Raw genomic sequence first — 24,919 nt, 5'->3', positions numbered from 1 at the left:
TAAAGAGCAGGGAGTGACAGGACGATGAACAGTTTGCGCAGCATGTCGATCAGCCGCCGCCTTTGGCTGATCCTGATAGTTGCCGTGTTGATGCTGCTGGCCTTGGGGCTGTTGATGCTCAACCAGATCCACGGCGACCTCTACCAGGCCAAGCGCCAGCAGACCCAGCACGTGGTGCAGACCGCCAGTGGCGTACTCAGCTATTACCAGAACCTGGAAAAAACCGGCGTACTGACCCGCGACGCCGCGCAACAACAGGCCTTGAGCGCGGTGCGCGGCCTGCGTTATGACCACGATGATTACTTTTGGATCAACGACCTCACCCCCGTGATGATCATGCACGCGGCCAACCCCAAGCTCGACGGCCAGAACCTCTCGGCGATTCGCGACCCGGACGGTTTCGCCGTGTTCAACGAATTCGTGAGCCTGGCCAAGGCCAAGGGTGCCGGCATCGTCAACTACCGCTGGCCGAAGCCTGGCGCCGAAGCGCCGGTAGAGAAAACCTCGTACATCCAACTGTTCGAACCCTGGGGCTGGATCATCGGCTCCGGCGTCTACGTGGACGATGTGCAGGCCGAATTCAGGGGCCAGGTGTGGAAAGCCTCGGCCATTGGCCTGGGTATTGCGCTGATGATGGCCGTGCTGGTGGTGCTGATTGCCCGCAGCATCGTGCAGCCGTTGCAGGCGGCGGTGAATGCCATGGGCAATATCGCCAGCGGCGAAAGCGACCTGACCCACAGCCTCGACACCCACGGCCGTGACGAATTGACGCAACTGGCCCAGCACTTCAATAGCTTCACCGCTAAACTGCGCCAGGTGGTTGGCCAGTTGCAGGTGTGCGCGAACGCCCTGGGCCAGTCGTCCACCGAACTGGGCCACAACGCCAGCCAGGCCCATGACCGCAGCCAGCAGCAATCGCAACAGATGGAACTGGTGGCCACCGCCATCAACGAAGTCACCTACGGTGTGCAGGACGTGGCAAAAAATGCCGAGCACGCTGCCAGCGAAATGCGCGATGCCCAGGCCCAGGCCCAACAGGGACAGGTCAATATCGACGGCAGCTTGCAGCAGATCGACCAGCTCTCCACCACTATTAGTCAGGCTGTTGAGGTGATCCGCACGCTCTCCAGCGAAAGCACGCAGATCGGCGGGGTACTGGAGGTGATCCGCTCCATCGCCGACCAGACCAACCTGCTCGCCCTCAACGCCGCCATCGAAGCCGCACGTGCCGGGGAGCAAGGCCGTGGGTTCGCGGTGGTCGCCGATGAGGTGCGCCTGCTGGCCCAGCGCACGCAGAAATCCACCGCCGAGATCCAGGTGATGATCGAGCGCCTGCAAGGCCACTCGGAAGCGGCGGTCAAGGTGATCAGCGACAGCCACAGCGCCTCGCAACTAACCATCGAACAAGCCGGCCAGGCGGGCGCGAGCCTCACCGCCATCGGCCAGGCGCTGCACAACCTCAACGGCCTGAACGCCTCGATTGCCAGCGCCACCCTGCAACAGGCCCACGTGGTGGAAGACATCAACCAGAACGTCACCCAAGCGGCCGGGCTGTCCCACAGCACCGCGCTGGCGGCGGAGCAATCCAGCGTGGCGAGTGCACAGTTGCGTGGCTTGAGCGAGCAGCTTGATGGGCTTTTGCGTCAGTTCAAGGTCTAAAGCCCCTCAGCGGTGGGAGGGCTGCCCTCTCCCACCGCCTAGCGGCCTCACATCCCCAGCCACTGCGGCAGCGCGAGGGAAATGAACGGCAGGTAGGTGACCATGATCAGGAACACCAACAGGATCATCAGCCACGGCATCGCCGCGCGGATGGTCTGCCCCAGGGTCAGCCCCGTCACCGCCGAGGTCACGAACAGATTCAGCCCCACCGGCGGATGCACCAGGCCGATTTCCATGTTCACCACCATCACGATGCCCAGGTGAATCGGATCAATGCCCAGCTTCATCGCAATCGGGAAAAAGATCGGCGCCAGGATCAGCACAATGGCCGAAGGCTCCATAAAGCTGCCGGCAATCAGCAACACCACGTTGACCATGATCAAAAAGCCAATCGGCGTCAGCCCTTCGGAGATCACCCAAGCGGTGATTTCCTGCGGGATCTGCTCGGTGGTCAGCACGTGGGCAAACAACATGGCGTTGGCGATGATGAACATCAGCATGATCGACAACCGCCCAGACTCCAGCAGCACTTTGGGGCAGTCACGCAGCTTCATGTCCTTGTAGACGAACAGCGCGACAAACGCCGAATACACCGCCGCCACCGCCGCCGCCTCGGTCGGGGTGAACATGCCGCTGTAAATGCCCCCAAGGATGATCACCAGCAGCAACAGGCCCCAGAACGCCCGGCGTGCGCAGCTCAGCCACTCACGGAATGTCGCCCGGGGTTGCGCTGGCAGCTTCTTGATGCGGGCGACGATGTAGATCGCGACCATCAACATCAGGCCCAGCAGCAAACCCGGAATCACCCCGGCCATGAACAATTTGCCTACTGAGGTTTCGGTCGCCGCCGAATACACCACCATCACGATCGACGGCGGAATCAGAATGCCCAAGGTCCCGGCATTGCAGATGATGCCTGCCCCAAACTCCTTCGGGTAACCGGAACGCACCATGCCCGCCACGGCAATCGAGCCCACCGCCGCCACCGTGGCCGGTGATGAGCCGGACAGCGCCGCAAACAGCATGCACGCCAGCACCGCCGCAATCGCCAGGCCACCGCGGATATGCCCGACACAGGCGTTGGCAAAGTCGATCAGCCGCTGGGCCACGCCGCCGGTGGTCATGAAGGCGCCGGATAACAGGAAAAAGGGAATCGCCAGGAAGGTGTAGGCGTCGCTGGTTTCAAACAACTTGATCGCCAGGGAGCTCACCGAGTCCTGGCTGAACATCAGGATCGACACCGCACCGGACAGCCCCAGGGCAATCGCAATCGGCACGCCCAGGAACATGAACACGAATAACAGTAGAAACAGACAGAGCACGGCCATCAGTGACGCTCCTCATGGCTGCCGGCCAACTTGCTGGCCTCACCGGCCTCGTCGGCCAACCCCAACCCCACCTGGCGGTGGGTAAAGATGCGGTAGAAAATTTCCAGGTAGCGGATCAAGACCAAGGCAAAGCCAATGGGCACGATCACCACGATGTCGCCGACATCGATGCCGAACTGGTCGAGGTCTTCGGCGCCGATATGCGCGGTCATTACCGCACTCACCCACTTGTAGCTGGCCACCATGAACAGCCCGGCATAGGCCAGGCAGCACAGGCAGGCGAGCATGCCGAGCAGGCGTTGCACCGGGCGCCGGGTCAGCCGCACCAGCGCATCCACGCCCAGGTGGCCAGCGGTGCGCACGCCGTAAGAAATGCCGAAGAAAATCAACCAGCCGAACATGGCCTTGGTCAGCGCCACGCTCCAGGTCATCTCTTGGGCCAAGGTCATGGTGCCGTCGCCCAGGGCATTGAAGAAGGGGCCGCTCCAGGCCCATTTGTCGGCCAGGGCAAAGAACAGGGTGTAGACGTTGTTGAGCATGACGTAGACGAATGTCACCAGGGTCATGGCGGCCAGCAGGAAAGCAATGAAGCCTTCCTCCAGGTGCTCCCAGACGCGCCTTAGCGTTTGCATGGCAAAACCTCGCGAGGCAGAGATAGGTAAAAGCCAGGTCAACCTGCTAGATCGTTCCCACGCTCCGCGTGGTAATGCCGCCCCGGACGTTCCACGTCCTGTATCACGCCGTGCGTAAGGCGACGCGGAGCGTCACGGGATGCATTACCACGCGGAGCGTGGGAACGATCAGTCGCGGGCAAGCCCGCTCCCACAGGGGATTACTGGTTGGACTGGTCCGCTGCCTTGATCAGGTCAGCCCCAATCTCGCCCTCGAACTTCTGCCACACCGGGCGCATGGCTTCGCGCCACAGCGCACGTTGCGCGGGGGTCAGCTCGATGATTTCGCTGGTCTTGGCGTCGATGATCTTCTGCTTGGCCGACTGGTTCAGTGCTTCAGCCTGCTTGTTCACCTCCACGGTGACCTCGGCCATGATCTGCTCCAGGGTGCTGCGCACATCCGGCGCCAGGCCGTTCCAGAATTTCGCATTGGTGATCACCATGTAGTCGATCAGACCATGGTTGGACTCGGTGAAGTACTTCTGCACTTCGTTGACCTTCTGGCTTTCATAGTTGGACCAGGTGTTCTCGGTGCCATTCACGGTGCCGGTCTGCAGGCCCTGGTAGACCTCGGCAAAGCTCATCTTGCGCGGGTTGGCGCGGATCGCCTTGAACTGTTCTTCGAGCACACTGGAAGCCTGCACGCGGAACTTCAGGCCACGGGCGTCCTTGGGTTCATGCAGGGCCTTGTTGGCAGAGAGTTGCTTGAGGCCGTTGTGCCAATAGGCCAGGCCAAGGATGTTCTTATCCTGCATCGAGGTCAGCAGTAGCTTGCCCTCAGCGGCCTGGAAACGGTCGACGGCGGCCAGGTCGTTGAACAGGAACGGCAGGTCGTAGATCTGCACTTGTTTGGTGTAGTGCTCGAACTTGGCCAGGGACGGCGCGAGCATTTGCACGTCGCCCAGCAATAACGCTTCCATTTCCTTGCCATCGCCAAACAGCGACGAGTTCGGGTACACCTCAACCTTGACCTTGCCGGGCAGGCGCTCTTCAGCCAGTTTTTTGAACAGCAGCGCGCCCTGGCCTTTAGGAGTGTTTTCGGCCACCACGTGGGCGAACTTGATCACAATCGGGTCTGCCGCCTGGGCCAGGCCTGCGGTAAACAAGGTGGCGGCGCACAGCAGCGCCCGGGAAAGCTTGAGCATGGGAATCACCTTCTTATTGTTGTGTTGTAAGGCAAGGTGCCTGATGTAACGCGTGTCGTGAATTTCGAATTTTAGATACCTGCGTTCGGCCTGGCCGAACGCGTCCAGTGTGAGAGCTGGCTTGCCTGCGATAGCGGTGTGTCAGGCAACACAAACATTGACTGTTCTACCGCTATCGCAGGCAAGCCAGCTCCCACATTTTGCTCCCGGTTTTGTCAGTTACAGTTGCGCGGCCAGCAGCCGCTGCGCGCGCAGCAGTACCGGCGCATCCACCATCTGCCCGTCAATTTGATAAGCCCCTGCCCCATGGGCACCCGCCTCCACCACGCGCCTGGCCCAGGCCAGCTCTTCGGCGCTAGGCGCCAGCGCGGCATGGATCACCGCGACTTGCTTGGGATGAATGCACAATGCCCCGGCAAAGCCCATCTCATAAGCGTGCCGGATCGAGCGGTGCAGGCCTTCGGGGTCGTCGATGGCCGGGTGCACGCCGTCCAGCGGCGCCGCCAGGCCCGCCGCGCGCGAATGCACGATCAGCGCCAGGCGCGCCTGGTCAAGGGCCAGTTCGGCGGCGTGGGAGTGACTGCTCAGGTTGAGGTCCAGCGCCAGGTCCAAACCGCCGAACGACAGGCGCTCTACCTGGGGCGCCTGGGCAATCTGCGCCAGTGCCAGCAAACCCCGTGCGCTTTCAATAATCGGCCAGATACGTTTGCCGGTCGCGGCCACCACCGCCACCTGGGCCGCGCTTTCGACCTTGGGCAGCAACACCCCCGCCACATTTGCATGGGACTTGCAGAAGGCGACATCGGCAAAATGCTCGGCATGCTGGGGCGCGTTGATGCGTACCCACACCTGGGCTTCGGCATGCGCATGCAGGAACGCGCCCAGATTATCCCGAGCCTGACGCTTGAGCGGTTCTTCCACCGCGTCTTCAAAATCCACAATCACCGCGTCGGCGCCGCTGGCCAGGGCCTTGGCAAACCGCTCCGGGCGGCTGCCCGGCACAAACAGCGCAGAACGTACTAATGGCTTTGGCATCACTTAATTCCTGATTAGATAACGCCGCGCTCGCGCAGGCTGTTAATGGCCTCAACGGAATAACCCAGCTGGTCGAGGATGCCTTGGCTGTGTTGCCCCAGCGCTGGCACGCCGTCCATGCGCGGGGTAAACGCAGCGTTACGCGCCGGTGGCAGCAGCGACGGCAACGGCCCCGCTGGGCTGTCGACTTCGCGCCAGCGGTCGCGGGCCTTGAGTTGCGGGTGGTCCCACACGCCTTGCATGTCGTTGACCCGCGCACTGGCAATCTGCGCGTCTTCCAGGCGCTGGATCACCGCCTCGACGTCCAGTGGGGCAAAGCGCTCCACGATGATCTGGCGCAGCAGCTCGCGGTTGGCCGAGCGCTTGAAGTTGGCGCTGAAGCGCTCGTCCGTGGCCAGCGACGGGCTGAGCAGTACTTTGTCGCAGAACGCCGCCCATTCGCGTTCGTTCTGCAAGCCGAGCATCACCGTGCCGCCGCCTCCAGTGGGAAACGGCCCGTAAGGGTAAATCGTCGAATGCGCGGCACCCGCACGCGGTGGCGGCGGCGCGCCGTCGAAGGCGTAATACATCGGGTACCCCATCCACTCCACCAGGCTTTCGAGCATGCTCACATCGATACGGCTGCCCTGGCCGGTTTTGCCGCGCAGCAGCAGCGCCGACAGAATGCCGCTGTAGGCGTACATGCCGGCGGAGATGTCCGCGATGGAGCAACCGGCCTTGGCCATCTGTTCTTCACCTGGGCCACCGGTCACCGAGAGAAAGCCGCCCTCGCTCTGGATCAACAGGTCGTAGGCTTTCTTTTTCTCGTAGGGCCCGCCTTCGCCGTAGCCGGAAATATCGCAGACGATCAGGCGTGGAAAGCGCGCGTGCAGCGCCTCGAACGATAAGCCCATGCGCGCCGCCGCGCCGGGGGCAAGGTTTTGCACCAGCACATCGGCATCGGCCAACAACGCGTCGAGAATGGCGCCCGCCTCGTCCTGCTTGAGGTCCAGGGTCAGGCTTTCCTTGGAGCGGTTGGTCCAGACGAAATGCGACGCCAGGCCGCGCACCCGCTCGTCATAGCCACGGGCGAAGTCGCCGGTGCCGGGGCGCTCCACCTTGATGACCCGGGCACCAAGGTCGGCCAACTGGCGCGTACAAAATGGCGCGGCAATCGCGTGTTCCAGGCTGACGACGGTGATGCCGTCCAGCGGTCGTTGTTCAGTCATCACAATTCCCTCCAAGCCAATGGGCCATGGACGCGGTAGTGCGCAGGTTCCACACCTGCTCGATCAGGCGGTTGGCCCGGGACGGGGTGCGGGCGCCGCTGAAGTGGGCCAGGCGCTGGAACTTATCCGCCAGCTCGGCGCGGCTCAGGGTGTTGCCCGGGTCGCCCTTGGGTTCATCAATGGCACCGTGCAGCGTGCGGCCATCGGTGGTGGTGACGGTGACGCGGCCCAGCCAGCGTTGCGGGTAGGCGCTGTCGACCTCGGGGTCCAGGCTCATGCAGACCTTGTCGCGAAACGCCGCGACCGCAGGATCGCTCAACGCCAGGTCATGGAACTCAGGCAACCCGGCGTGGCCATGCACAGCGATCAATCCAAGCACGGTGCCCATGGAGAATTTGGCCTGGTGCACGGTGGCCGGCACCGTCACTCGGCCGAGTACGTCGATGGCGCCTTGGTGCACGTGGGTTTGCACCTGGGAAATCTGTGCAGCGCTCAAACCTTCACGCTGCATCAAGTCCAATAGCGCATCGGCAGCGGGATGGGTGTGACGGCAGGAAGCGTGGAACTTGAACGAGGTTTCCACCAGTGCCCAACGGCTGCCCAGGCCGGCAGACAATTTGCCCGGCTGCGCATCACTGGACATGCCCGCCGCCAAACCCTGGTCCCCTTCAAGAATATTGCGCGCGCCGGTTAGCCCATCGGCCGTAAGGTAAGCCGCCAGAAGGCCGTCCGCCGCGGCCTTGGCCGTGTGCAGTTGCTTGGAGTCGGCGGCATCGCGCAGAAATTCCCAGAGCCCGGCGGCCTGGGTGCCGGCGCTGCCGAGCAGGTTGATGAATTGCTCTTCGTTGAAGTCGAGCAACTTGCCCACCGCGACCGCTGCCGCCAGGGTGCCGACCGTGGCCGTGGTGTGGAAGATGCGGTAGTGGGAACGCCCCAGGAACTCACCGATGCGAATCCCCGCCTCATAGCCGGCCACCGAGGCCAGCAACAGTTCACGGCCAGACTTGCCGAGGTCCTGGGCGGCGGCCAATGCGGCGGGAAACACCACGGTGGCCGGGTGCAGCACCGAGCTGTTGTGTAAGTCATCCTGCTCCACCAAGTGCGAGGAGGCAGCGTTGACCAGTGCGGCGAAATACGCGCTGGTGCCGGTGCCGTTGACGATCACCTGGGCCGGGCCGCTGCTCGGGCCCATCTTCTGTGCGTAGCGTTCAAACAGGGGAATCGGGTGCGCGCCCTGGCTGGCCAAGGCGGATGCGAGCCAATCCAGGTAAAGCTCTTCGGTGCGCGCCAGTACGTGCTCGGGCAACTGCGCGTAAGTCAGCTCGGCCAGGAACCGGCAAAGGGCTTGGGTATGATGCATGCTCAACGCCCTCAGAAGCTGCGCGGCAGTTCGAGCAAATGCTCGGCTACGTAGGACAGGATCAGGTTGGTGGAGATCGGTGCCACCTGGTACAGGCGGGTCTCGCGGAATTTGCGCTCCACGTCGTACTCGCAGGCAAAGCCGAAGCCGCCGTGGGTTTGCAGGCAGGCGTTGGCCGCTTCCCAGGACGCCTTGGCCGCCAGGTACTTGGCCATGTTGGCACTGGCCCCGGCGTTTTTGCCGCTGTCGTATTCCTCACAGGCACGCCAGCGCATCAGGTCCGCCGCTTCAATCTCGATATGCGCCTCGGCAATCGGGAACTGCACGCCCTGGTTCTGCCCGATGGGCCGGCCAAACACCACACGGTCGCGGGCATAGGCGCTGGCCTTTTCGATAAACCAGCGGCCGTCACCGATGCACTCGGCGGCAATCAGGGTGCGCTCGGCATTCAGGCCATCGAGGATGTATTTGAAGCCCTTGCCCTCCTCGCCAATCAGGCTGTCCAGGGGCAGCTCCAGGTTGTCGAAGAACAGCTCGTTGGTCTCGTGGTTGACCATATTGGCAATGGGCTGCACGGTCAGGCCGTTGCCGATGGCCTGGCGCAGGTCCACCAGGAAGATCGACATGCCTTCGGATTTTTTCTGCACTTGGGCCAAGGGCGTGGTGCGTGCCAGCAGGATCATCAGGTCGGAATGCTGCACCCGCGAGATCCAGACTTTCTGGCCGTTGATCACGTACTTGTCGCCGCGCTTGATCGCCGTGGTCTTGATCTTGGTGGTGTCGGTGCCGGTAGTGGGTTCGGTGACGGCCATCGACTGAAGGCGCAATTCACCACTGGCCAGCTTGGGCAGGTAGAAGCGTTTTTGCGCCTCGCTGCCGTGACGCAGCAGGGTGAACATGTTGTACATCTGGCCATGCACAGTGCCCGAGTTGCCGCCGCAGCGGTTGACTTCCTCAAGGATCACCGAGGCTTCGGCCAGGCCCAGGCCGGAACCGCCGTATTCCTCGGGGATCATTGCCGACAGCCAACCGGCGTCGGTCAGCGCCTTGACGAAGGCTTCGGGGAAGCCCTTTTCTTCATCGATCTTGCGCCAGTAAGCGGCATCGAATTCGGCGCACAAGGCACGCACGCCGTCGCGGATGGCGTTGAGTTCTTCAGTGTCGTGGGCATTCATTAACGGCTCTCCGCCTGTTGTTATTGGGTTATTCGAAATGCACCTGGGCGGTCTGCGCCAGGCCTTCAGTGTTGCCAGCCCAGAGGTCTGCGACGCCAGTTGCGGTGATGCGCCCGCCGACCTCAAAAGGCTGTGGCGCAATCAGTGGGCGCACACCGCGATAGGCAAAGCGGCGCAGGGTCGCTTCGGGGTGCGCCCGGCAGAACGCACGCAGGCTCAAGGTGGCGATCAGCGGGCCATGCACCACCAGGCCGGCATAGCCTTCGGTGCCCGTGACATAGGGGTAGTCGTAATGAATGCGGTGGCCGTTGAATGTCACGGCGCTGTAGCGGAACAGCAAGGTCGGCGTCGGTTCGACCGCCTCTGTCCATTCGCCTTGGGCCAGCGCGTCGCCGCTGCCCGCCTTGGGTGGCGTAGGTTCGCGGTAGACGATGTCCTGCTCCTCGCGGATGGCCAGGCGACCGCCCTGGGAGTAGTCATGGCGCACGGTGACGAATAACAGTGAACCGGTGCGCCCAGTTTTTTCTTCGACCTGGGTGATGGTGGATACGCGCGTGGCCGCCTCGCCAGCCCGCAGTGGGTGCAAAAACTCCAGGCGCCCACCGGCCCACATGCGATTGCGGTTATCGGCCGGAGGCAGAAATCCGCCGCGTGCCGGGTGACCGTCGCTGCCCAGGGCCGATTCGGGCAACGGGTCCTGGAAAAAACACCATTGCCACAACGCAGGCACCGCGTCGCCATCGGCGGGCACGGCTTCACCGAACGTGGCGGCGATACGCTTGAGCAGGTTATGGCTCAGGTGGTCGTGGGCGGTCTCACTTCGGCCGATCCAATCAGTAGCGCTCATCGGGTGCAGGTCCTCAGGCAGTGGGTGACTGCCGTGGATCATGCAAGGGCCTGCCCGTTCTGAGAATTTGCATTTCAATAAACCAGCGTTCGGTTATGCTGAACGCTTACAGCCACACCGTGAACCAATGTGGGAGCTGGCTTGCCTGCGATAGCGGTGTGTCAGTGAGCATTTCCGTTACTGACACACCGCTATCGCAGGCAAGCCAGCTCCCACAGGAAACCTGTTGTCCGGGAGTTTTGCATGCACTTCGATCTCGCCGACCTGCGCCTGTTCATCCATATCGCCGAATCCCCCAGCCTTACCCAGGGCGCCAAGCGCGCCTTCCTGTCGCCGGCTGCCGCCAGTGCGCGGATCAAGGCCCTGGAAGGCCAGCTCGACACGCGCCTGTTGTACCGCGACAGCCGGGGCGTGGAGATCACCCCGGCAGGCGAGCGGCTGTTGCACCATGCGCGGTTGATCATGCGCCAGGTGGATTACCTCAAAAGCGAGTTCACGCAATACGGCGTGGATTCGGCCGGACATATCCGTATCTTCGCCAACACCACGGCGGTCACCGAATTTTTGCCGGAGGTTCTGGCGGGCTTTCTGTCACAGCGCCCCGGCGTCACCGTCGACCTGCAGGAACGCCTATCACGGGACATCGTGCGCGGGGTGCTCGATGGCACCAGTGACATGGGCATCATCGCCGGCCCCGTGGAAGCCTCCGGCTTGCAAGTACTGCATTTCAGCACCGATGAACTGGTGCTGATGGTGCCGGTCGGGCATCCGTTGGCCGACCTGCCTTCAGTGACCCTTGAGCAGACCCTGGCGTATCAGCACATCGGCCTGCATGAAGGCAGCACGCTGTTGAGTTTCCTGCGCGAACACGTCGAGCGCCTGGGTAAGCAATTGTCGCTGCGTATCCAGGTCTCGAGCTTCGAGGCGATCTGCCGGATGGTCGAGGCCGGCGTGGGCATCGGCATCATCCCCGAGTCCGCCGCCCTGCGTCACAGCCGCACCATGCAGCTGGTGACGGTGAAACTGGACGAGCCCTGGGCGATTCGCGAGCGCAGCATCCTGGTACGCGAGCTGGAAGCGCTGCCAGGGACCATTCGCGCGCTGATCGCCACGTTGATGCCCTGATCCTTGCTCGAAAAAAACCTCAACGATAACGGGTGTTTTCTGGATAAACGCGGCGCCTGTGCGTTTTTCGCGAGCGAGCTCGCTCCTACAGGTGGCTGTTAACAGTCTTTGACAGTTTCCCGACAAAGCACTCAAAGATTCCAAGCCCCCGCCGCCCTAGCATTCCAGCATCCAAACCATCGCTCGGGTGCTCTTGATGTTTCGCAGGTTGCGCGGTATTCCGCTCTTGGGTTGCCTGATGGGCAGTATCGGTTGCCACTCGCAACCGCCTGCCCCGCCGCCGATTCAAAAAGGCGATTACGGCGCAATCATCCGCTACTTGCAAACCTGCATTCCCCGGGAGATGGCTCGGGACAATGTGGCAGGTTTGTCGATTGCGCTGGTCAATGGCCAGGAGCTGATCTGGGCCCGTGGCTTTGGCCTGGCTGACAAAGACCAGGGGGTGCCGGTCACGCCCAATACCGCGTTTCGCGCCGGTGGCATTTCCAAACTGCTGAGCGCCACGGCGGCGCTGCAGCTGGTGGAGCAGCACCACCTGGCGCTGGATGCACCGATCCAGCAGACCCTGCGTGAGTTCTACGTACGTTCACGCTTTCACAGCGACCAGGCCGAGGCGGATCGAGCGATCACTTTGCGGCGCTTGCTCAGCCATCAATCCGGCTTGCCCAGCGAGCACCTGCGCGACCTGCGCAGCACCTACGCCATGGGGCAAATGCCGATGCGCGTGTCGGGTGTGTGGCTGAGCAGCCTGCCGGGGTCCCAGGTGGCGTACTCCAACCTTGGTTATTCACTGGTGGGCGCGGCCATCGAGCGCAGCAGCGGTAAAAGCTTTGAAGCCCAGTTGCAAAGCAGCCTGCTCACGCCCCTGCGAATGAACCAGTCCAGCTTCGTAGGCACCGGTGCACAAATGGGCTTTCGCGCCCATGGTTACGAGGACGGCAAGGCCAGCACCGACGCCCAAGTGCGTGACCTCGCCGCCGGTGGCCTGTGGACCAGCCCCAAAGACCTCAGCCGCTACGTACGCATGCTGTTTGCCAACGGCACCTACAAGGGCAGCCAGATCCTCGGCAGCGCTTCTATCGACGCCATGTTTACCCAGCAAAACACCGGCAACGCCCTGGATTTCGACTGCCAGATCGGCCTGGGCTGGTTTCTGGCACCCTGCGGTGACGAGCCCATCGGCCCCGGTGTGCGCACCTACCAGCACAGCGGTGGCGGCGATGACTTCGTCGCCCAATTGACCCTGCTACCGGATCAGCAACTGGCGGTGATCATCATGGCCAACGACAGCAACGCCGAAGACATGGTGGTGTCACTGACCACCGACAGCCTGCGCCTGATGCTCCAGGCACAGACTGGCCAGCCCGTGTGCGCCGATGACTGCCAGGCGCCGAGCCACGGCCTCAAGCTGCGCCATGTGCCGGCGGCGGTGGATCGCAAGCGCCTGGCTGGTTTCTATGCGACCGCCTGGGGCGTGTTCCGCATCAGGGATGACCATGCACGCTTGACCGGCGAACTGGCCGGCTACGATTTCGAGCTGTTACGTGATGAACAAGGCTGGCTGCGCGCGCAGAAAAAGATCCTCGGCTTCTGGCGCAAGGACCTGGGCGAGTTGGGCCGCGTGCAGTTGGATGTAATCCAGGTACAAGGCCGCCAAATGCTCACCGCGCGCAGCCACGGCCAACGCATTGCCATCGGTGAACGCATCGAGCCACCGCCCTTGCCTGCCGCCTGGGCCAACACGGTCGGCACCTATCAGGTGCTCAGCAGCCATGAACCCGACGCGCCATTGAGTGGCATCAGCGTGCGTCAGGAGGACGGCTTTCTGGTGATTCGTGGCCAATTGCACGGCGAGCCGCTGACCGACTACATCCTGCTGCCCATCGACAACGCCCATGCGGTACTGGCCGGCAACGGTTACGGCTTGGGCGATACCGTCAGCCGCCAGGTCAACGGGCTGAGCGCTTCGGGTTATTCCTTCAAACGTATCCAATCACCCCACATACCCTCGAATTTCTAACCAGGAGAAACACCTGATGCACGCAAAAAACCTGTGCCTGTCATTGACCTCACTGTGCCTGCTCGCCGCCGCCGATACGGCGCTTGCCGAAGACTGGCAATACAGCCTCAAGGCCGGCATGGCCAACGCACCCCGCTACAGTGGCAGCGACGAACGTATGACGGCGCCTGTACTCGGCGGCAAAATCATCAGCCCCTGGGGCGTCTTCCTCGATACTGATACGGGCCTGGGCTGGGGTTACGAAGGTAATGCCCTGAGCTTCAGCGCATACGTTGGCGCAAGCGGTTCGCGCAAGGATAAAAATGAAAGCATGCAGGCCGGCTCCAAACGCCTCAAAGGTATGGGCCAGATCAAGTCGCGTCCGCAATTGGGAGTGAGTGCCGCCTACAACCTCGGCGGTGTGATCATCGGCGCCACCCTGGAACATGCGCTTGAAGAAGATAAACACAAGGAAACCGGCAAGGCTTTTACCCATCTGGAGTTGAGCCTGGGTACCCATGTGTATGAAGGCCGCTACGGCTGCGTCGATGCCGCCATCAACAGCCGCTTCGGTGACCGCAATTACCTGCAAACCTGGTACGGCGTGACTACCGACCAGGCCACCCGCAGCCGCTTCAAGGAATACAAGGCAAGTGCCGGCAATATCAGCAATGGCATGAGCCTTTCATGGAGCGTGCCGATCAACGAACACACGCAGTTCTCGACCTTGCTGGATGTGCAATACCTGGCGGACAAGGCCGGCAAGAGCCCGATTGTGGAGCAGCGGTTGCAGGCGTCGGTGTCGGGGGAGTTGCAATACACCTTCTGATCTACCTTGCCCTCTGTAGGAGCGAGCTTGCTCGCGAAAAACGTCAACGATAACGCGTGTTTTCTGGATAAACGCGGCGCCTGTGAGTTTTTCGCGAGCAAGCTCGCTCCTACAGAGACAATGCCAGCTCCTTTTAGTAGCCCAACGACAAGCCCGTGTTGCGCCGCGGGTCATTGGCCCCATAGAAACGGTTGTTACCCACCGGCTTGCCGTCCAGGGAAGGCGCGCCTACCAGGATGGCGGCCAGGTGGTTGGCATCTTGCGGGCCGGCAAACTTGTGGCCCCAGCTTTCGAGGATCTTCTGGGTGTCCGGGCTGACCGCAAAGGTCTCAAGGTTGGTGGTTTCCGGCATCCATTGCTGGTGGAAGCGCGGTGCGTCCACGGCTTCCTGGATGTTCATCTTGTAGTCGATGACATTCAGGATGGTCAGCAAGGTCGCGGTGATAATGCGGCTGCCCCCCGGTGTGCCAACGACCATTACTGCCTTGCCGTCCTTGGTGACGATGGTCGGGCTCATCGATGACAACGGCGCCTTGCCCGGTGCGATGGCGTTGGCTTCGCCCTGCACCAGCCCATACATATTCGGCACGCCGACCTTGACGGTGAAGTCATCCATTTCATCGTTGAGAATCACCCCGGTCTTGCTGGCCATCACCCCGGCGCCAAACCAGTCATTGAGGGTATAGGTCACCGAGACCGCGTTGCCCCACTTGTCGACGATGGAATAGTGGGTGGTGTTATTGCCTTCGTGGGGCGACACACCTGGCTTGATCGCCTGGGAGTCACCGGCCTTCTGCGGCTCGATGGCAGCGCGTAGCTTGGCCGCGTAGTTCTTGTCCAGCAGATGCTCGATGGGGTTCTTCACGAAGTCCGGATCACCCAGGTAGCTGTTGCGGTCCACGTAGGCATGGCGCATCGCTTCGATCTGGTAGTGCAGGCCCTGGGCCGAGTGATAGCCCAGATCGGCCATCGGGTAGCCTTCGAGGATGTTCATGATCTGGCAGATCACTACACCGCCCGAGCTGGGTGGCGGTGCCGAGACCACATGGTAGCCACGGTAGTCGCACTCGATGGGGGCCAGTTCGCGGGTTTTGTAGGCGTCGAGGTCGGCCTGGGTGATGATGCCTTTGCCGGCCTGGCTGGAATCCACCACCGCCTTGGCAACCCAGCCTTTATAGAAACCGTCGGTGCCCTTGGCCGAGATTTCCTTGAGGGTCTTGGCCAGGTCCTTCTGCACCAGCTTCTGACCCGCCTGCATCGGTTTTCCGTTGTGCAGGAAGATCCCGCGCATGTCCTGGTCTTTTTCGAACTCACCGGTGGCAGTGTGCAACAGGTCGATATCGCCCTGCTCCAGCGCAAAGCCGTTTTCGGCCAGCTTGATCGCCGGGGCAATCACTTGCGCGCGCTTGAGGGTGCCGTACTTGCTCAGGGCCAGCTCCATGCCAGACACCGTGCCCGGTACGCCGACCGCCAAATGGCCTTTGGCGCTGAGGCCTTCGACCACATTGCCGGCCTTGTCGAGGTACATGTCGGCCGTTGCCGCCAACGGGGCTTTTTCGCGGAAGTCGAGGAAGGTCTTGCGCCCGTCCGCCAGTTGCACGGTCATGAAACCACCGCCGCCCAGGTTGCCCGCCGCCGGGTACACCACCGCCAGCGCGTAACCTACCGCCACCGCCGCATCGACCGCGTTGCCGCCGGCCTTGAGCACATCGACACCCACGTGGGTTGCCAGGTGCTGGGCCGTGACCACCATGCCATTTTCACCCGCAACCGGGGCTTGGGAAGCTGCGTGCACACCGTTGACCGTCAAGACCAGCGCGGTCGCAATCAACGTGTGACTCAAGGGTTGGTATTTCATCCATGGCTACTCTGATTATTGAGATGCACCAAAATAGCCCCTAGCCGATTCAATCCCCAGCGCAATGGCGTTTTTATTACAGAACTTGTCGGTCATGGAACGCACACCGCTGCGCACGTCGGCAATCAGCTCTGGCCTATAAAATTAATGGCGCTAGAATCGGCGCCATTCTTTTACCGCCGCCCTGATACGAGCCTGTCCATGAGCTTTGATTTCGACACGATCCACCCACGCTTCGATACCGGCAGTACCAAGTGGAGCCGTTACCCGCAAGACGTCCTGCCGATGTGGATCGCCGACATGGACATCGCCGCGCCGCCCGCCATCTTGCAAGCCCTGCACGCGCGCCTCGACCAGCAGATTCTCGGCTACAGCGTGGCCGGCCCGGACGTGCGCGACGCTATCGTTGCCGACTTGTGGGCCAAGTACGCCTGGCGCGTACAGCCTGAAGAACTGCTGTTTCTGCCCGGCGTGGAGCCTGGCTTCAATATGGCCCTGCACGCCTTCGTCCAGCCTGGCCAGGCGGTGGTACTGCAAACCCCCAACTATCGGCCGATTCGCCTGGCGCCCGGCAACTGGAACCTGCCACGCATCGAAGTGCCGTTCCAATTGATCGATGGCGAGTACCGCACACCGCTGCCGGCCATGCGCCAAGCCTTGAGCGGGGCCGGGGCGCTGTTGCTGAGCAACCCGCACAACCCCATCGGCAAGGTGTTTGCCCGTGAAGAGTTGCTGGCGGTAGCCAATGCCTGCCTGGACACCGGCGCATTGATCATCAGCGACGAAATCCACGCAGAGCTGTGCTTCGACGGCCGTCGCCACATCCCCACCGCCAGCCTCAGCCCCGAGATCGCCCAGAACACCATCACCCTGATGTCAGCGAGCAAGGCGTATAACGTGGCCGGCCTGAAGACCTGCTTCGCCGTGGTCCAGAACGCCGAGGTGCGCGAGCGTTTCAATCAGGCGCGCTGCGGCATGGTCGACAGCGTCAGCCCCCTGGGCCTGGAAGCCACCCGCGCCGCCTACAGCGAATGCACCGACTGGCTCAACGCGCTGGTGCAGTACCTGCAAGCCAACCGTGACTACCTGCTCGACGCGGTAAAAACCCGACTGCCCGGCGTAGTGATGCATGCGCCGCAAGGCACGTTTCTGGCGTGGCTCGATTGCAGCGCATTGGGCCTGGAAGACCCGCAACGGTTCTTCCTGGAACAGGCCAAGGTGGGCCTGAGCGCGGGGATTGAATTTGGCGATGACAGCCAGCAATTCGTGCGCCTGAACTTTGGTTGCCCACGGGCGATGCTGGAGGAAGGCGTGCAGCGCATGCAGATCAGCTTACAAAACCGCTGACGTCGGTCGGAACCGCACGGGAGATTTTTCGCACATACCGGGCTTAGCTGCCCGCTGTGCCATTGAAATTCTCCCGGAGCCGCCCGTCGATGATTCTGCCGCCACGCCCACTCCCCCTCATTGCCTGGGATTTCAAACCCATCGCCGGCGATACCCCGCAGGCCTTGCCGGCCTACTCAGTGGAGCCTCTGCAACCGCCACGCAAACCGGCGTTGAGGCAAAACCTAAGTACATCGGTAGACCATCAGAAAGCCCTCTACCGGCAGCTGTTGCAGGCCACGCACACTGCGCTGCCCAGGGTGCGCGACGAAGCCAAGCAATGGGCCGAGGCGCTGGTGTTCAAGTTGACCGGGCGCAAGGTCGATGCCGACGCCATCTTCCTCAATCGCTTTCAGCAAGCACAAAGTGCCAATACCGTCACCGACTGGGAACATCTGGGGGAAGAGCCCACGGTTTCCCAGGCGCTGCCGGACGCACTGTTGAGCAACTTCAGCGAACACGATGCGCTACCCGGCGTGCTTGACCAGCAAGCCGGCTTATACACGGTCGGCCGCGGGCAAAGTACCCAAGGCGGCTATGGTGCCCATAACCAGTTTGCGCTGGCGCCTTCCCAGCTGATGCATGAAAGCTGGAAAACCGACTTTCAGGCGCACATGACTCAAAAGCTCGAACGCTTCTGGCGCGACCATGGCGATGACTACCGCACCGCCTTGAAAGGCGAGTTCATTTATCAGGCCCGTGAACAGCTCAAGGCCTACGAGCGCGCCTCACCCGCCGAACGCCTGAACATGCCGGCCGAGCAGCGCTTTAACCGCGATGATTACCGCCTGGTGATGGGCGCGGCCGCCAACCTGTCCCTGGATGAAAACCAAGCCCTGAGCGTCGAACAACTACGAGCGACAGCGCCGGTAGAAGGCCGCACACGGGTTCACGTGTTTGACATCAACGGGCGCCCCGCTCACGACATCCTGCGTTTCACCGCCACTGACTACGGCAGCCACGGGCAATTACGTGATCGTCGAGACGGCGTGCAGGTCCTGTATATGCCGGGGCACAAGCCCGCTTTCCTGCGCTTTGATTCCCTGGACACGATGGACCAATGGGTGGCCGAGCAAGGCCGGCATGCCGAGACGCGCAAGGCGCTGCAATCGCACTTCGCCCTCAGGGACCGACAAGACAGCGACTTGGGGTTCTGGAGCGATTTCAAATCCTTCATCACCGGCGATTCGCGCTCGAACAAAGGCGCGGACAGCGCCATTCGCTACTTGGCCAGCGGCTACTGGGACACCCTGGAAGGGACCGTTATCGACAGCGCCAATGTGCGCATTCACGGCGACGTGTTCAGCGTGATCAAAGACGCCACCCGCGAACGCATGTCCCGCGATGCAGACGTCATGATTAAGTCCAACAGCGAGGTCACCCGCGATACCTGGCTTAACGATTTGACCGTAGCCGCCGGCCTGGCGGCCAAGTTCGCAGTGATTGGCGAACCGGTTGTGGTCGGTGTCGCGGCCGCCGCCGGCCTTGTAGAAGCCCAATTGGGTGTCGAGCAATCGATCACGGGTGACACGCAGGCCGAGCGCAAACACGGCAGCAGTGCCGCACTGGATGGCGCGCTCAATGAGCTGTTCGCCATCGTGGGCGGTACCGTGAAGGAGCCTGCCTTTGAGCAACCGGCCACGATCCCTCTGACTCGGGAGCTTTTCAGCGACGGCCGGCAGGCAATGGTCATCGAACACCCTTTGAGCCCCAGTGCCTATACCCTGCCACGCGCCAATGGCTATGACCTGGTGGACCGTGGTCGGGTCTATCGCTACCTCAATACAAGACCTGGCGAGCTGACCGACCTGCAAGCAACAGAACACGCCAAGCCCTTGGAGGACTTTGAGGCGTTTTGCCCTGTGCCCGCTCTGGGTGGGCGGGTGCGACGCGGCATTCAGGATGAGTGCTTCGTTAAACGTGTCGCCGACCTGCCCAAACCCGAACAACGCCTGCAGGCCCTGGAGCACGTGCGGTTGTTCCCGTCCAAGGCCGGGCTGTTCACGCGCGAGCGCACGGTGGTCTATGAAAAACGCCTGCACAAAATAGTCAAAGGCGACACCGGCCCCCAACTGGTGCCCGTCGCAAACGGTGAACGCATCACTTACAAGGCGCACGTGCGCGGCCAGCTCATTGACGACCCCGATTTCGGCTTTTACACAGGCGACAGCGCCGACACGTTTGCTAAAGATACCCGGGTGGTCAAGCTCGGCAGCATCAGCAATGCCAGCAATGATCAACGCCAGCTCAGAGGCGTGGTCGTCACCAGCGGCAGCCAGCGCTACCTGGTGGTAGAGGCTGACACTGCCGAGTTCTATTACGCACCATTGGATAAAACGCAAACCCGGGATATCAGGTTCACGAAATGCGGGCCTCTAGAGCTGAGCCTTGCGCAAGGGTACCGCCAGTTTCTGAGTGCCAACCATGCTGTGCAGGCCCTTCAGGCCGACTTTGTTGCGCTGGCTCCGCTCAAAAAAGCCTTCAAGCAGCTGCAGCGCTCAGGTTTTAGCAAAGCCGACATCGACGAATTGAAGCGCCACTGCAAAGGCATGAACCCTGAGCAGCAGCGCGAAGTGGTGTACCGGCTGCAACAGGCCAATGCCATCTTGAAACCGGATGTGGCCTTGCGCCCCCATCGTGTTTCACCGTTGCCTGGCAACCAGGTGCATCCGGCCGCAGACCTGGCCAGGGCCGACGCGGCCAGGCTTACCCTGGGCTGGTTGCGGCGCACCGCCAAGCTGAAAGCCGCCAATACCGTGCAGGTGACCATGGGTGAAGCCACGACACTCACGAGCGGCAACGACGTGCTTTATACCCGCAGCCTGACCGACTGCTCGGCCATTGCGGTGCTCACCGACTGGGACGGTGCGCGTTACCAGACCCGCACGCTGATGCACCTGACCGGCAGCAACCTGGAGCTGGGCCTGCGGGGCGGCAATACCCAAGCGTTGCTGAACCGATTGAACGCATCCCTGAACAAAGGTGGGCAGGTCATCCTGGTAGGCGGGGTCAATTCAGGTTCGCTGCAAGGCATGGCCACCACCATCGGGCAATCGTTGCAGGGCGAACAACCGCTCAGGACACTGCTTCAAGCACGGCCCGGCGTCAGCGTCACGCTGGCCAGCTCCCTGGGCATTACGCTGAATGCCGATGGCACGTTCGAGCTGATCGAGGGAACGGGCAAAGGGGTGATGCCCGAGGATCAGGTCAGGGAAATTTTCAATCGAGTTGACTGAGGGCGCTGCCCCACGCCTTTCCCTGACCCTGTTGGGCGCTCACAACTTGGCAATGGACACTTCTGTGGACTTCACAAAGGCAATCACTTCACTGCCCACCTTCAATTCCAGGTCACGCACCGAGCGTGTGGTGATCACCGACGTCACAATGCCCGAGGCGGTCTGCACGTCGATTTCCGACACCACTTCCCCCAGCAGGATCTCCTTGATCACGCCTTTGAACTGGTTGCGCACGTTGATCGCTTTGATGGTCATGTCGGCTTTCCTTTTGGCTGTTGGGTCAATCCGCACGAATGCGCAGGCCCTCAAAATGCGCTGCCGGATAGAATATTAAAAGGAATAAATATCTATTTATTTATTCGATAAAGACATAAGCAGAGTGATGTTTCATGACCCGTCCACGGCTGAATTTGTGTGTGCCAGCGACCTATGACCGCACATCTTGTGCGTTGACCAACGTTGTCACACCCCATATAGTGTGCCCACAAACAGATCAGACCACTACATAGTGTGCAGCATCGGTATTTACCGACCACACTACGCGCAGTATTTCAATGCCTTGTAGCCTGCAAAAACATTTATTTTTCGAGTACCAGGAAGGAGTATTTCCATGCTGAGTTGGGATGAAGTCGACAACGAAGACGCCGGTGCAGCGGTGATCAAAGGCGCCAACGCCGGCCACGCCACCGAAGCCAACATGGACCGCCTCGACGGTGCCGGCGCCGCTGCCGCCGTGGAAGCCCGCGCCGTCACCGCCAACGACTCTGCCGCCATCGTGCGCGCCAAGGCCGCCCTGGACAAACTCGACGTCGCCGAAGGCCTCGCCGAGCTGGAAGGCGCCTCCGCCCGCGTCGCCGTTGACGAAAAACGCATGATCAACTGCCGCGCCGACCTCAACCAACTCGTGCCGTTCAAGTACGACTGGGCCTGGCAGAAGTACCTCGACGGCTGCGCCAACCACTGGATGCCGCAAGAGGTCAACATGACCGCCGACATCGCGCTGTGGAAAAACCCCGAAGGCCTGACCGACGACGAACGCCGCATCGTCATGCGCAACCTGGGCTTCTTCTCCACCGCCGACTCCCTGGTGGCCAACAACCTGGTACTGGCCGTGTACCGCCTGATCACCAACCCGGAGTGCCGCCAGTACATCCTGCGCCAGGCCTTCGAAGAAGCGATCCACACCCACGCCTACCAGTACTGCATCGAATCGCTGGCCATGGATGAAGGCGAGATCTTCAACATGTACCACGAGATTCCATCGGTGGCCAAAAAGGCCGCCTGGGGCCTGAAATACACCCGCTCGATCTCCGATCCGAAGTTCGAAACCGGCACCGTTGAAACCGACAAGGAACTGCTGCGCAACCTGGTCGCCTACTACTGCGTGCTGGAAGGCATCTTCTTCTACTGCGGCTTCACCCAGATTTTGTCCATGGGCCGCCGCAACAAAATGACCGGCGTGGCCGAGCAGTTCCAGTACATCCTGCGCGATGAGTCGATGCACCTGAACTTCGGTATCGACGTGATCAACCAGATCAAAATCGAAAACCCGCACTTGTGGGATGCCGAGATGAAGGAAGAAGCGACCCAGATGATTCTGCAGGGTACGCAGCTGGAGATCGAATACGCTCGCGACACCATGCCTCGTGGGGTGTTGGGCATGAATGCGGCAATGATGGAAGATTATTTGAAGTTCATCGCCAACCGTCGTTTGACGCAGATTGGCTTGAAGGAAGAGTACCCAGGCACCACCAACCCGTTCCCGTGGATGAGCGAGATCATGGACTTGAAGAAAGAGAAAAACTTCTTCGAGACCCGTGTGATCGAGTACCAGACCGGCGGTGCGCTGAGCTGGGACTGACGTAACGCTGTAGGAGCGAGCTTGCTCGCGAAGAACGTCAACGATAACGCGCTCATCCTGAATGAACGCGGCGCCCTTGGGATCTTCGCGAGCAAGCTCGCTCCTACCGTCAACGGCTTCAGTTCGACACCTGCTCCAGGAAAATCAACTGCAACGGCTCGCTGAGCAACGCATCCGCCGTGGCGGCAAAGCGCTGGAAGTAAGGCGTGGCAAAATGCTCATCCAGTGCCGCCTGGTTCTTGAATGCCTCGCGCATGTAGAACGTGCCGGGTTCGTCGCGTCGCTCGAACAACACGTAATCCAGATTGCCAGGTTCGGCCCGCGTCGGTTCGATCAGGCTCAGCAAGCCAGCTTTTAGAGCGTGCTCTTGGCCAGGTTTGGCCTTGAGTACGGCGAGGGATACCAGGGGTTTGGGCATGGCGATGTCTCTTTGAGTAGGTGGGTTGGAACAGCCGGCAACAGCGGTGAACATCACGGCGTACAGCCAGGCTTTGATCGGTGTTTTCATGGGTGTCGCTCGCAATGGATTGAAGCCATCGTTGCCCACTTGGCGACAAAGAAACACCGACTAAACACGCTTACACTTTCTTCAAAGGCTTGAAAATGCCGCACTCCATCAAGACCCCTTGCGTCGGCCTGTGCTCCACCGTCTACGGTGACCTGGTCTGTCGGGGCTGCAAGCGCTATCACCACGAGGTGATCCAGTGGAATGGCTATAGCGCCGAGGAAAAACAGGCGGTGTGGCTGCGTCTGGAACAACTGCTGGTGCAGGTGATGGCCAGCAAGCTGGAAGTGTTCGACCCGCACTGCCTGCGACAGCAGCTGGAGGCGCGCAAGATTCGTTTTATGCCGCACCAGTCGCCGTATTGCTGGGCATACCAGCTGATCGCACGGGGTGCGCGGGTGATTTCCAGGCTCGATGCCTATGGGTTGGCGTTGCTGCCAGAGTTTCGCGAGCGCCACCTGGCGGATTTGCGCGATGCGATAGATCGAGAGTTTTTTCTGCTGTCCGAGGCACATTACGAACGCTATATCGCCCCGGTTTTCTTGAAAGAGTCATTCGGCCCGGCGCTGATTGCCACGCGTTGACCCACAGTTGTGTTTAAAATGCCGCCCGCCCGATGACTGACCCTTAACGATGAACCCAGACGCACTCGCTACCCTGCACGCCCACTTGCTCACTGCCCTGGCTGACGCGCCTGCGGAAACCCGGCGCCTGTTCCATGGCCGTGGCCGCTGCTGGCCGGGCCTGGAACAACTGACGGTGGACTGGCTGCAAGGGGTGGTGCTGGTGGCGTTGTTCAAGGAAACCGAGCACCTGCAGGCCCTGAAGCAGACGCTACTGCACATCGACTGGGCCGCTTTCGGCGCGCACACCGTGGCCCTGCAACACCGCTACCTGCCGCAAAGCACCACCGAATGGCTGGTGGGCGACGCCATCGACGAGCTGACCATCACCGAGGACGGCCTGCGCTACCTGATCGACCTGGGTAAAAAACAGAACAGCGGGCTGTTCCTCGACATGCGTTACGGGCGCAACTGGGTGCGCGAACAGGCCCAGGGCCAGCGCGTGCTGAATTTGTTTGCCTATACCTGCGGTTTTTCCGTGGCCGCCATCGAAGGCGGCGCCGACCATGTGGTGAACCTGGACATGGCCCGTGGCGCCCTCAGCCGTGGCCGCGACAACCATCGCCTGAATGGGCATGACCTGAGCCGGGTGAGCTTCCTGGGCCACGACCTGTTCAAGTCCTGGGCCAAGGTGACGAACAATGGCCCTTACGACCTGGTGATCATCGACCCGCCCTCCTTCCAGAAAGGCAGTTTCCTGCTGACCAAGGATTACCAGCGCGTGCTGCGCCGACTGCCAGACTTGCTCAGTGCCCAAGGCACCGTGCTGGCATGCATGAACGATCCTGCCTTCGGCGAAGATTTCCTGATCGACGGCGTGACCCGCGAAGCACCGGGCCTGCGGTTTGTACAGCGGCTGGAAAACCCACCGGAATTTCCTGATATCGACCCCCAGAGCGGGTTAAAGGCACTGGTGTTCCGTCAAGGCTGATGCCGAAACATCCTACGCTTGCTACGCTAACGGATACGCCGGGCGGTGAACCTTATCCTCCCCTTCCCGGTCGATACCTGCATTCCCTGGCCAGACTCGACGGCGCTACGTCGTCGGCTGCCCCGTTTGACCTTTTGG

General features: G+C 61.5%; 20 protein-coding genes. 9 read left to right on the top strand and 11 right to left on the bottom strand.

Going from position 1 to position 24,919, the window contains the following annotated elements; translation table 11 throughout:
* Nucleotides 1-24 precede the first annotated feature (24 nt).
* The gene (locus TX24_RS06580) at nucleotides 25-1,659 is read left to right on the top strand and encodes a methyl-accepting chemotaxis protein (protein ID WP_003191044.1); all 1,635 of its coding nucleotides are present in this window, start codon (nucleotides 25-27) and stop codon (nucleotides 1,657-1,659) included.
* Between the two features lie 47 nt (nucleotides 1,660-1,706).
* Here the strand turns inward: TX24_RS06580 and dctM are convergent, their stop codons facing one another.
* The 8 genes from dctM to TX24_RS06540 all read right to left on the bottom strand — a co-directional run bounded on the left by dctM (nucleotide 1,707) and on the right by TX24_RS06540 (nucleotide 10,428).
* Nucleotides 1,707-2,987 carry a C4-dicarboxylate TRAP transporter large permease protein DctM gene (gene dctM / locus TX24_RS06575; RefSeq protein WP_003191042.1) on the bottom strand — a complete coding sequence of 427 codons (1,281 nt, stop codon included), beginning with the start codon at nucleotides 2,985-2,987 and terminating at the stop codon, nucleotides 1,707-1,709.
* Nucleotides 2,987-3,619 (bottom strand): TRAP transporter small permease, encoded by a 633-nt coding sequence (locus tag TX24_RS06570; protein ID WP_003191040.1) that lies wholly within the window; start codon nucleotides 3,617-3,619, stop codon nucleotides 2,987-2,989. The genes dctM and TX24_RS06570 overlap by 1 nt, the downstream gene beginning before the upstream one ends.
* A 200-nt stretch (nucleotides 3,620-3,819) precedes the next feature.
* A complete protein-coding gene (locus tag TX24_RS06565; RefSeq protein ID WP_034135545.1) occupies nucleotides 3,820-4,803 on the bottom strand; it encodes a TRAP transporter substrate-binding protein in 984 nt (327 codons plus the stop codon).
* A gap of 219 nt (nucleotides 4,804-5,022) precedes the next feature.
* Nucleotides 5,023-5,838, bottom strand: a complete 816-nt coding sequence (locus tag TX24_RS06560) for an HpcH/HpaI aldolase/citrate lyase family protein (RefSeq protein ID WP_003191038.1) — start codon at nucleotides 5,836-5,838, stop codon at nucleotides 5,023-5,025.
* A 14-nt stretch (nucleotides 5,839-5,852) separates the two neighbouring features.
* A complete protein-coding gene (locus TX24_RS06555) occupies nucleotides 5,853-7,046 on the bottom strand; it encodes a CaiB/BaiF CoA transferase family protein (protein ID WP_003191037.1) in 1,194 nt (397 codons plus the stop codon).
* Nucleotides 7,039-8,406: an MmgE/PrpD family protein gene (locus TX24_RS06550; protein WP_003191036.1), complete on the bottom strand. Its 1,368-nt coding sequence runs from the start codon at nucleotides 8,404-8,406 to the stop codon at nucleotides 7,039-7,041. Before TX24_RS06550 ends, TX24_RS06555 begins: the two co-directional genes overlap by 8 nt.
* An 11-nt stretch (nucleotides 8,407-8,417) precedes the next feature.
* Entirely contained in the window at nucleotides 8,418-9,581 is a 1,164-nt protein-coding gene (locus TX24_RS06545) for an acyl-CoA dehydrogenase family protein (protein ID WP_032892015.1), read from the bottom strand.
* Nucleotides 9,582-9,609: 28 nt separating this feature from the next.
* Nucleotides 9,610-10,428, bottom strand: a complete 819-nt coding sequence (locus TX24_RS06540) for an HTD2 family dehydratase (RefSeq protein ID WP_057710008.1) — start codon at nucleotides 10,426-10,428, stop codon at nucleotides 9,610-9,612.
* A gap of 243 nt (nucleotides 10,429-10,671) precedes the next feature.
* Here TX24_RS06540 and TX24_RS06535 point away from each other — a divergent pair, with 243 nt between their 5' ends.
* From TX24_RS06535 to TX24_RS06525, 3 genes are all read left to right on the top strand, one after another.
* Nucleotides 10,672-11,553: a LysR family transcriptional regulator gene (locus TX24_RS06535; protein ID WP_003191032.1), complete on the top strand. Its 882-nt coding sequence runs from the start codon at nucleotides 10,672-10,674 to the stop codon at nucleotides 11,551-11,553.
* Between the two features lie 196 nt (nucleotides 11,554-11,749).
* Nucleotides 11,750-13,573, top strand: a complete 1,824-nt coding sequence (locus TX24_RS06530) for a serine hydrolase domain-containing protein (RefSeq protein WP_057709939.1) — start codon at nucleotides 11,750-11,752, stop codon at nucleotides 13,571-13,573.
* 16 nt (nucleotides 13,574-13,589) lie between these two features.
* Nucleotides 13,590-14,381, top strand: coding sequence for a MipA/OmpV family protein (locus TX24_RS06525; RefSeq protein ID WP_057709938.1), 792 nt, complete (start codon nucleotides 13,590-13,592; stop codon nucleotides 14,379-14,381).
* 133 nt (nucleotides 14,382-14,514) lie between these two features.
* Here TX24_RS06525 and ggt read toward each other — a convergent pair whose 3' ends face one another.
* Nucleotides 14,515-16,239, bottom strand: a complete 1,725-nt coding sequence (gene ggt, locus TX24_RS06520; protein WP_057709937.1) for a gamma-glutamyltransferase — start codon at nucleotides 16,237-16,239, stop codon at nucleotides 14,515-14,517.
* A 201-nt stretch (nucleotides 16,240-16,440) separates the two neighbouring features.
* Here ggt and TX24_RS06515 point away from each other — a divergent pair, with 201 nt between their 5' ends.
* Nucleotides 16,441-17,586, top strand: coding sequence for a MalY/PatB family protein (locus TX24_RS06515; protein WP_003191027.1), 1,146 nt, complete (start codon nucleotides 16,441-16,443; stop codon nucleotides 17,584-17,586).
* A gap of 89 nt (nucleotides 17,587-17,675) precedes the next feature.
* Nucleotides 17,676-20,861 carry a dermonecrotic toxin domain-containing protein gene (locus TX24_RS06510; protein WP_057709936.1) on the top strand — a complete coding sequence of 1,062 codons (3,186 nt, stop codon included), beginning with the start codon at nucleotides 17,676-17,678 and terminating at the stop codon, nucleotides 20,859-20,861.
* Between the two features lie 39 nt (nucleotides 20,862-20,900).
* Here TX24_RS06510 and TX24_RS06505 read toward each other — a convergent pair whose 3' ends face one another.
* Nucleotides 20,901-21,116, bottom strand: coding sequence for a TOBE domain-containing protein (locus TX24_RS06505; protein ID WP_003173733.1), 216 nt, complete (start codon nucleotides 21,114-21,116; stop codon nucleotides 20,901-20,903).
* A gap of 355 nt (nucleotides 21,117-21,471) precedes the next feature.
* Here TX24_RS06505 and TX24_RS06500 point away from each other — a divergent pair, with 355 nt between their 5' ends.
* Nucleotides 21,472-22,722, top strand: a complete 1,251-nt coding sequence (locus TX24_RS06500) for a ribonucleotide-diphosphate reductase subunit beta (protein WP_057709935.1) — start codon at nucleotides 21,472-21,474, stop codon at nucleotides 22,720-22,722.
* A gap of 118 nt (nucleotides 22,723-22,840) precedes the next feature.
* Here the strand turns inward: TX24_RS06500 and TX24_RS06495 are convergent, their stop codons facing one another.
* Nucleotides 22,841-23,140, bottom strand: coding sequence for a putative quinol monooxygenase (locus TX24_RS06495; protein WP_032901053.1), 300 nt, complete (start codon nucleotides 23,138-23,140; stop codon nucleotides 22,841-22,843).
* A gap of 185 nt (nucleotides 23,141-23,325) precedes the next feature.
* On the opposite strand from TX24_RS06495, the gene TX24_RS06490 reads away from it, so the two are divergent.
* Both TX24_RS06490 and TX24_RS06485 read left to right on the top strand, forming a co-directional pair.
* Nucleotides 23,326-23,811, top strand: coding sequence for a DUF1289 domain-containing protein (locus TX24_RS06490; protein ID WP_003191019.1), 486 nt, complete (start codon nucleotides 23,326-23,328; stop codon nucleotides 23,809-23,811).
* Between the two features lie 49 nt (nucleotides 23,812-23,860).
* Nucleotides 23,861-24,781, top strand: a complete 921-nt coding sequence (locus tag TX24_RS06485) for a class I SAM-dependent methyltransferase (protein WP_057709934.1) — start codon at nucleotides 23,861-23,863, stop codon at nucleotides 24,779-24,781.
* Nucleotides 24,782-24,919: the final 138 nt, after the last annotated feature.

It is taken from the genome of Pseudomonas lactis (assembly GCF_001439845.1).
In the GTDB taxonomy this organism is placed as follows: Bacteria; Pseudomonadota; Gammaproteobacteria; order Pseudomonadales; family Pseudomonadaceae; genus Aquipseudomonas; species Aquipseudomonas lactis.
Note: the sequence above shows the minus strand (reverse complement) of the source record. Positions and strands in the feature narration are given on the sequence as shown.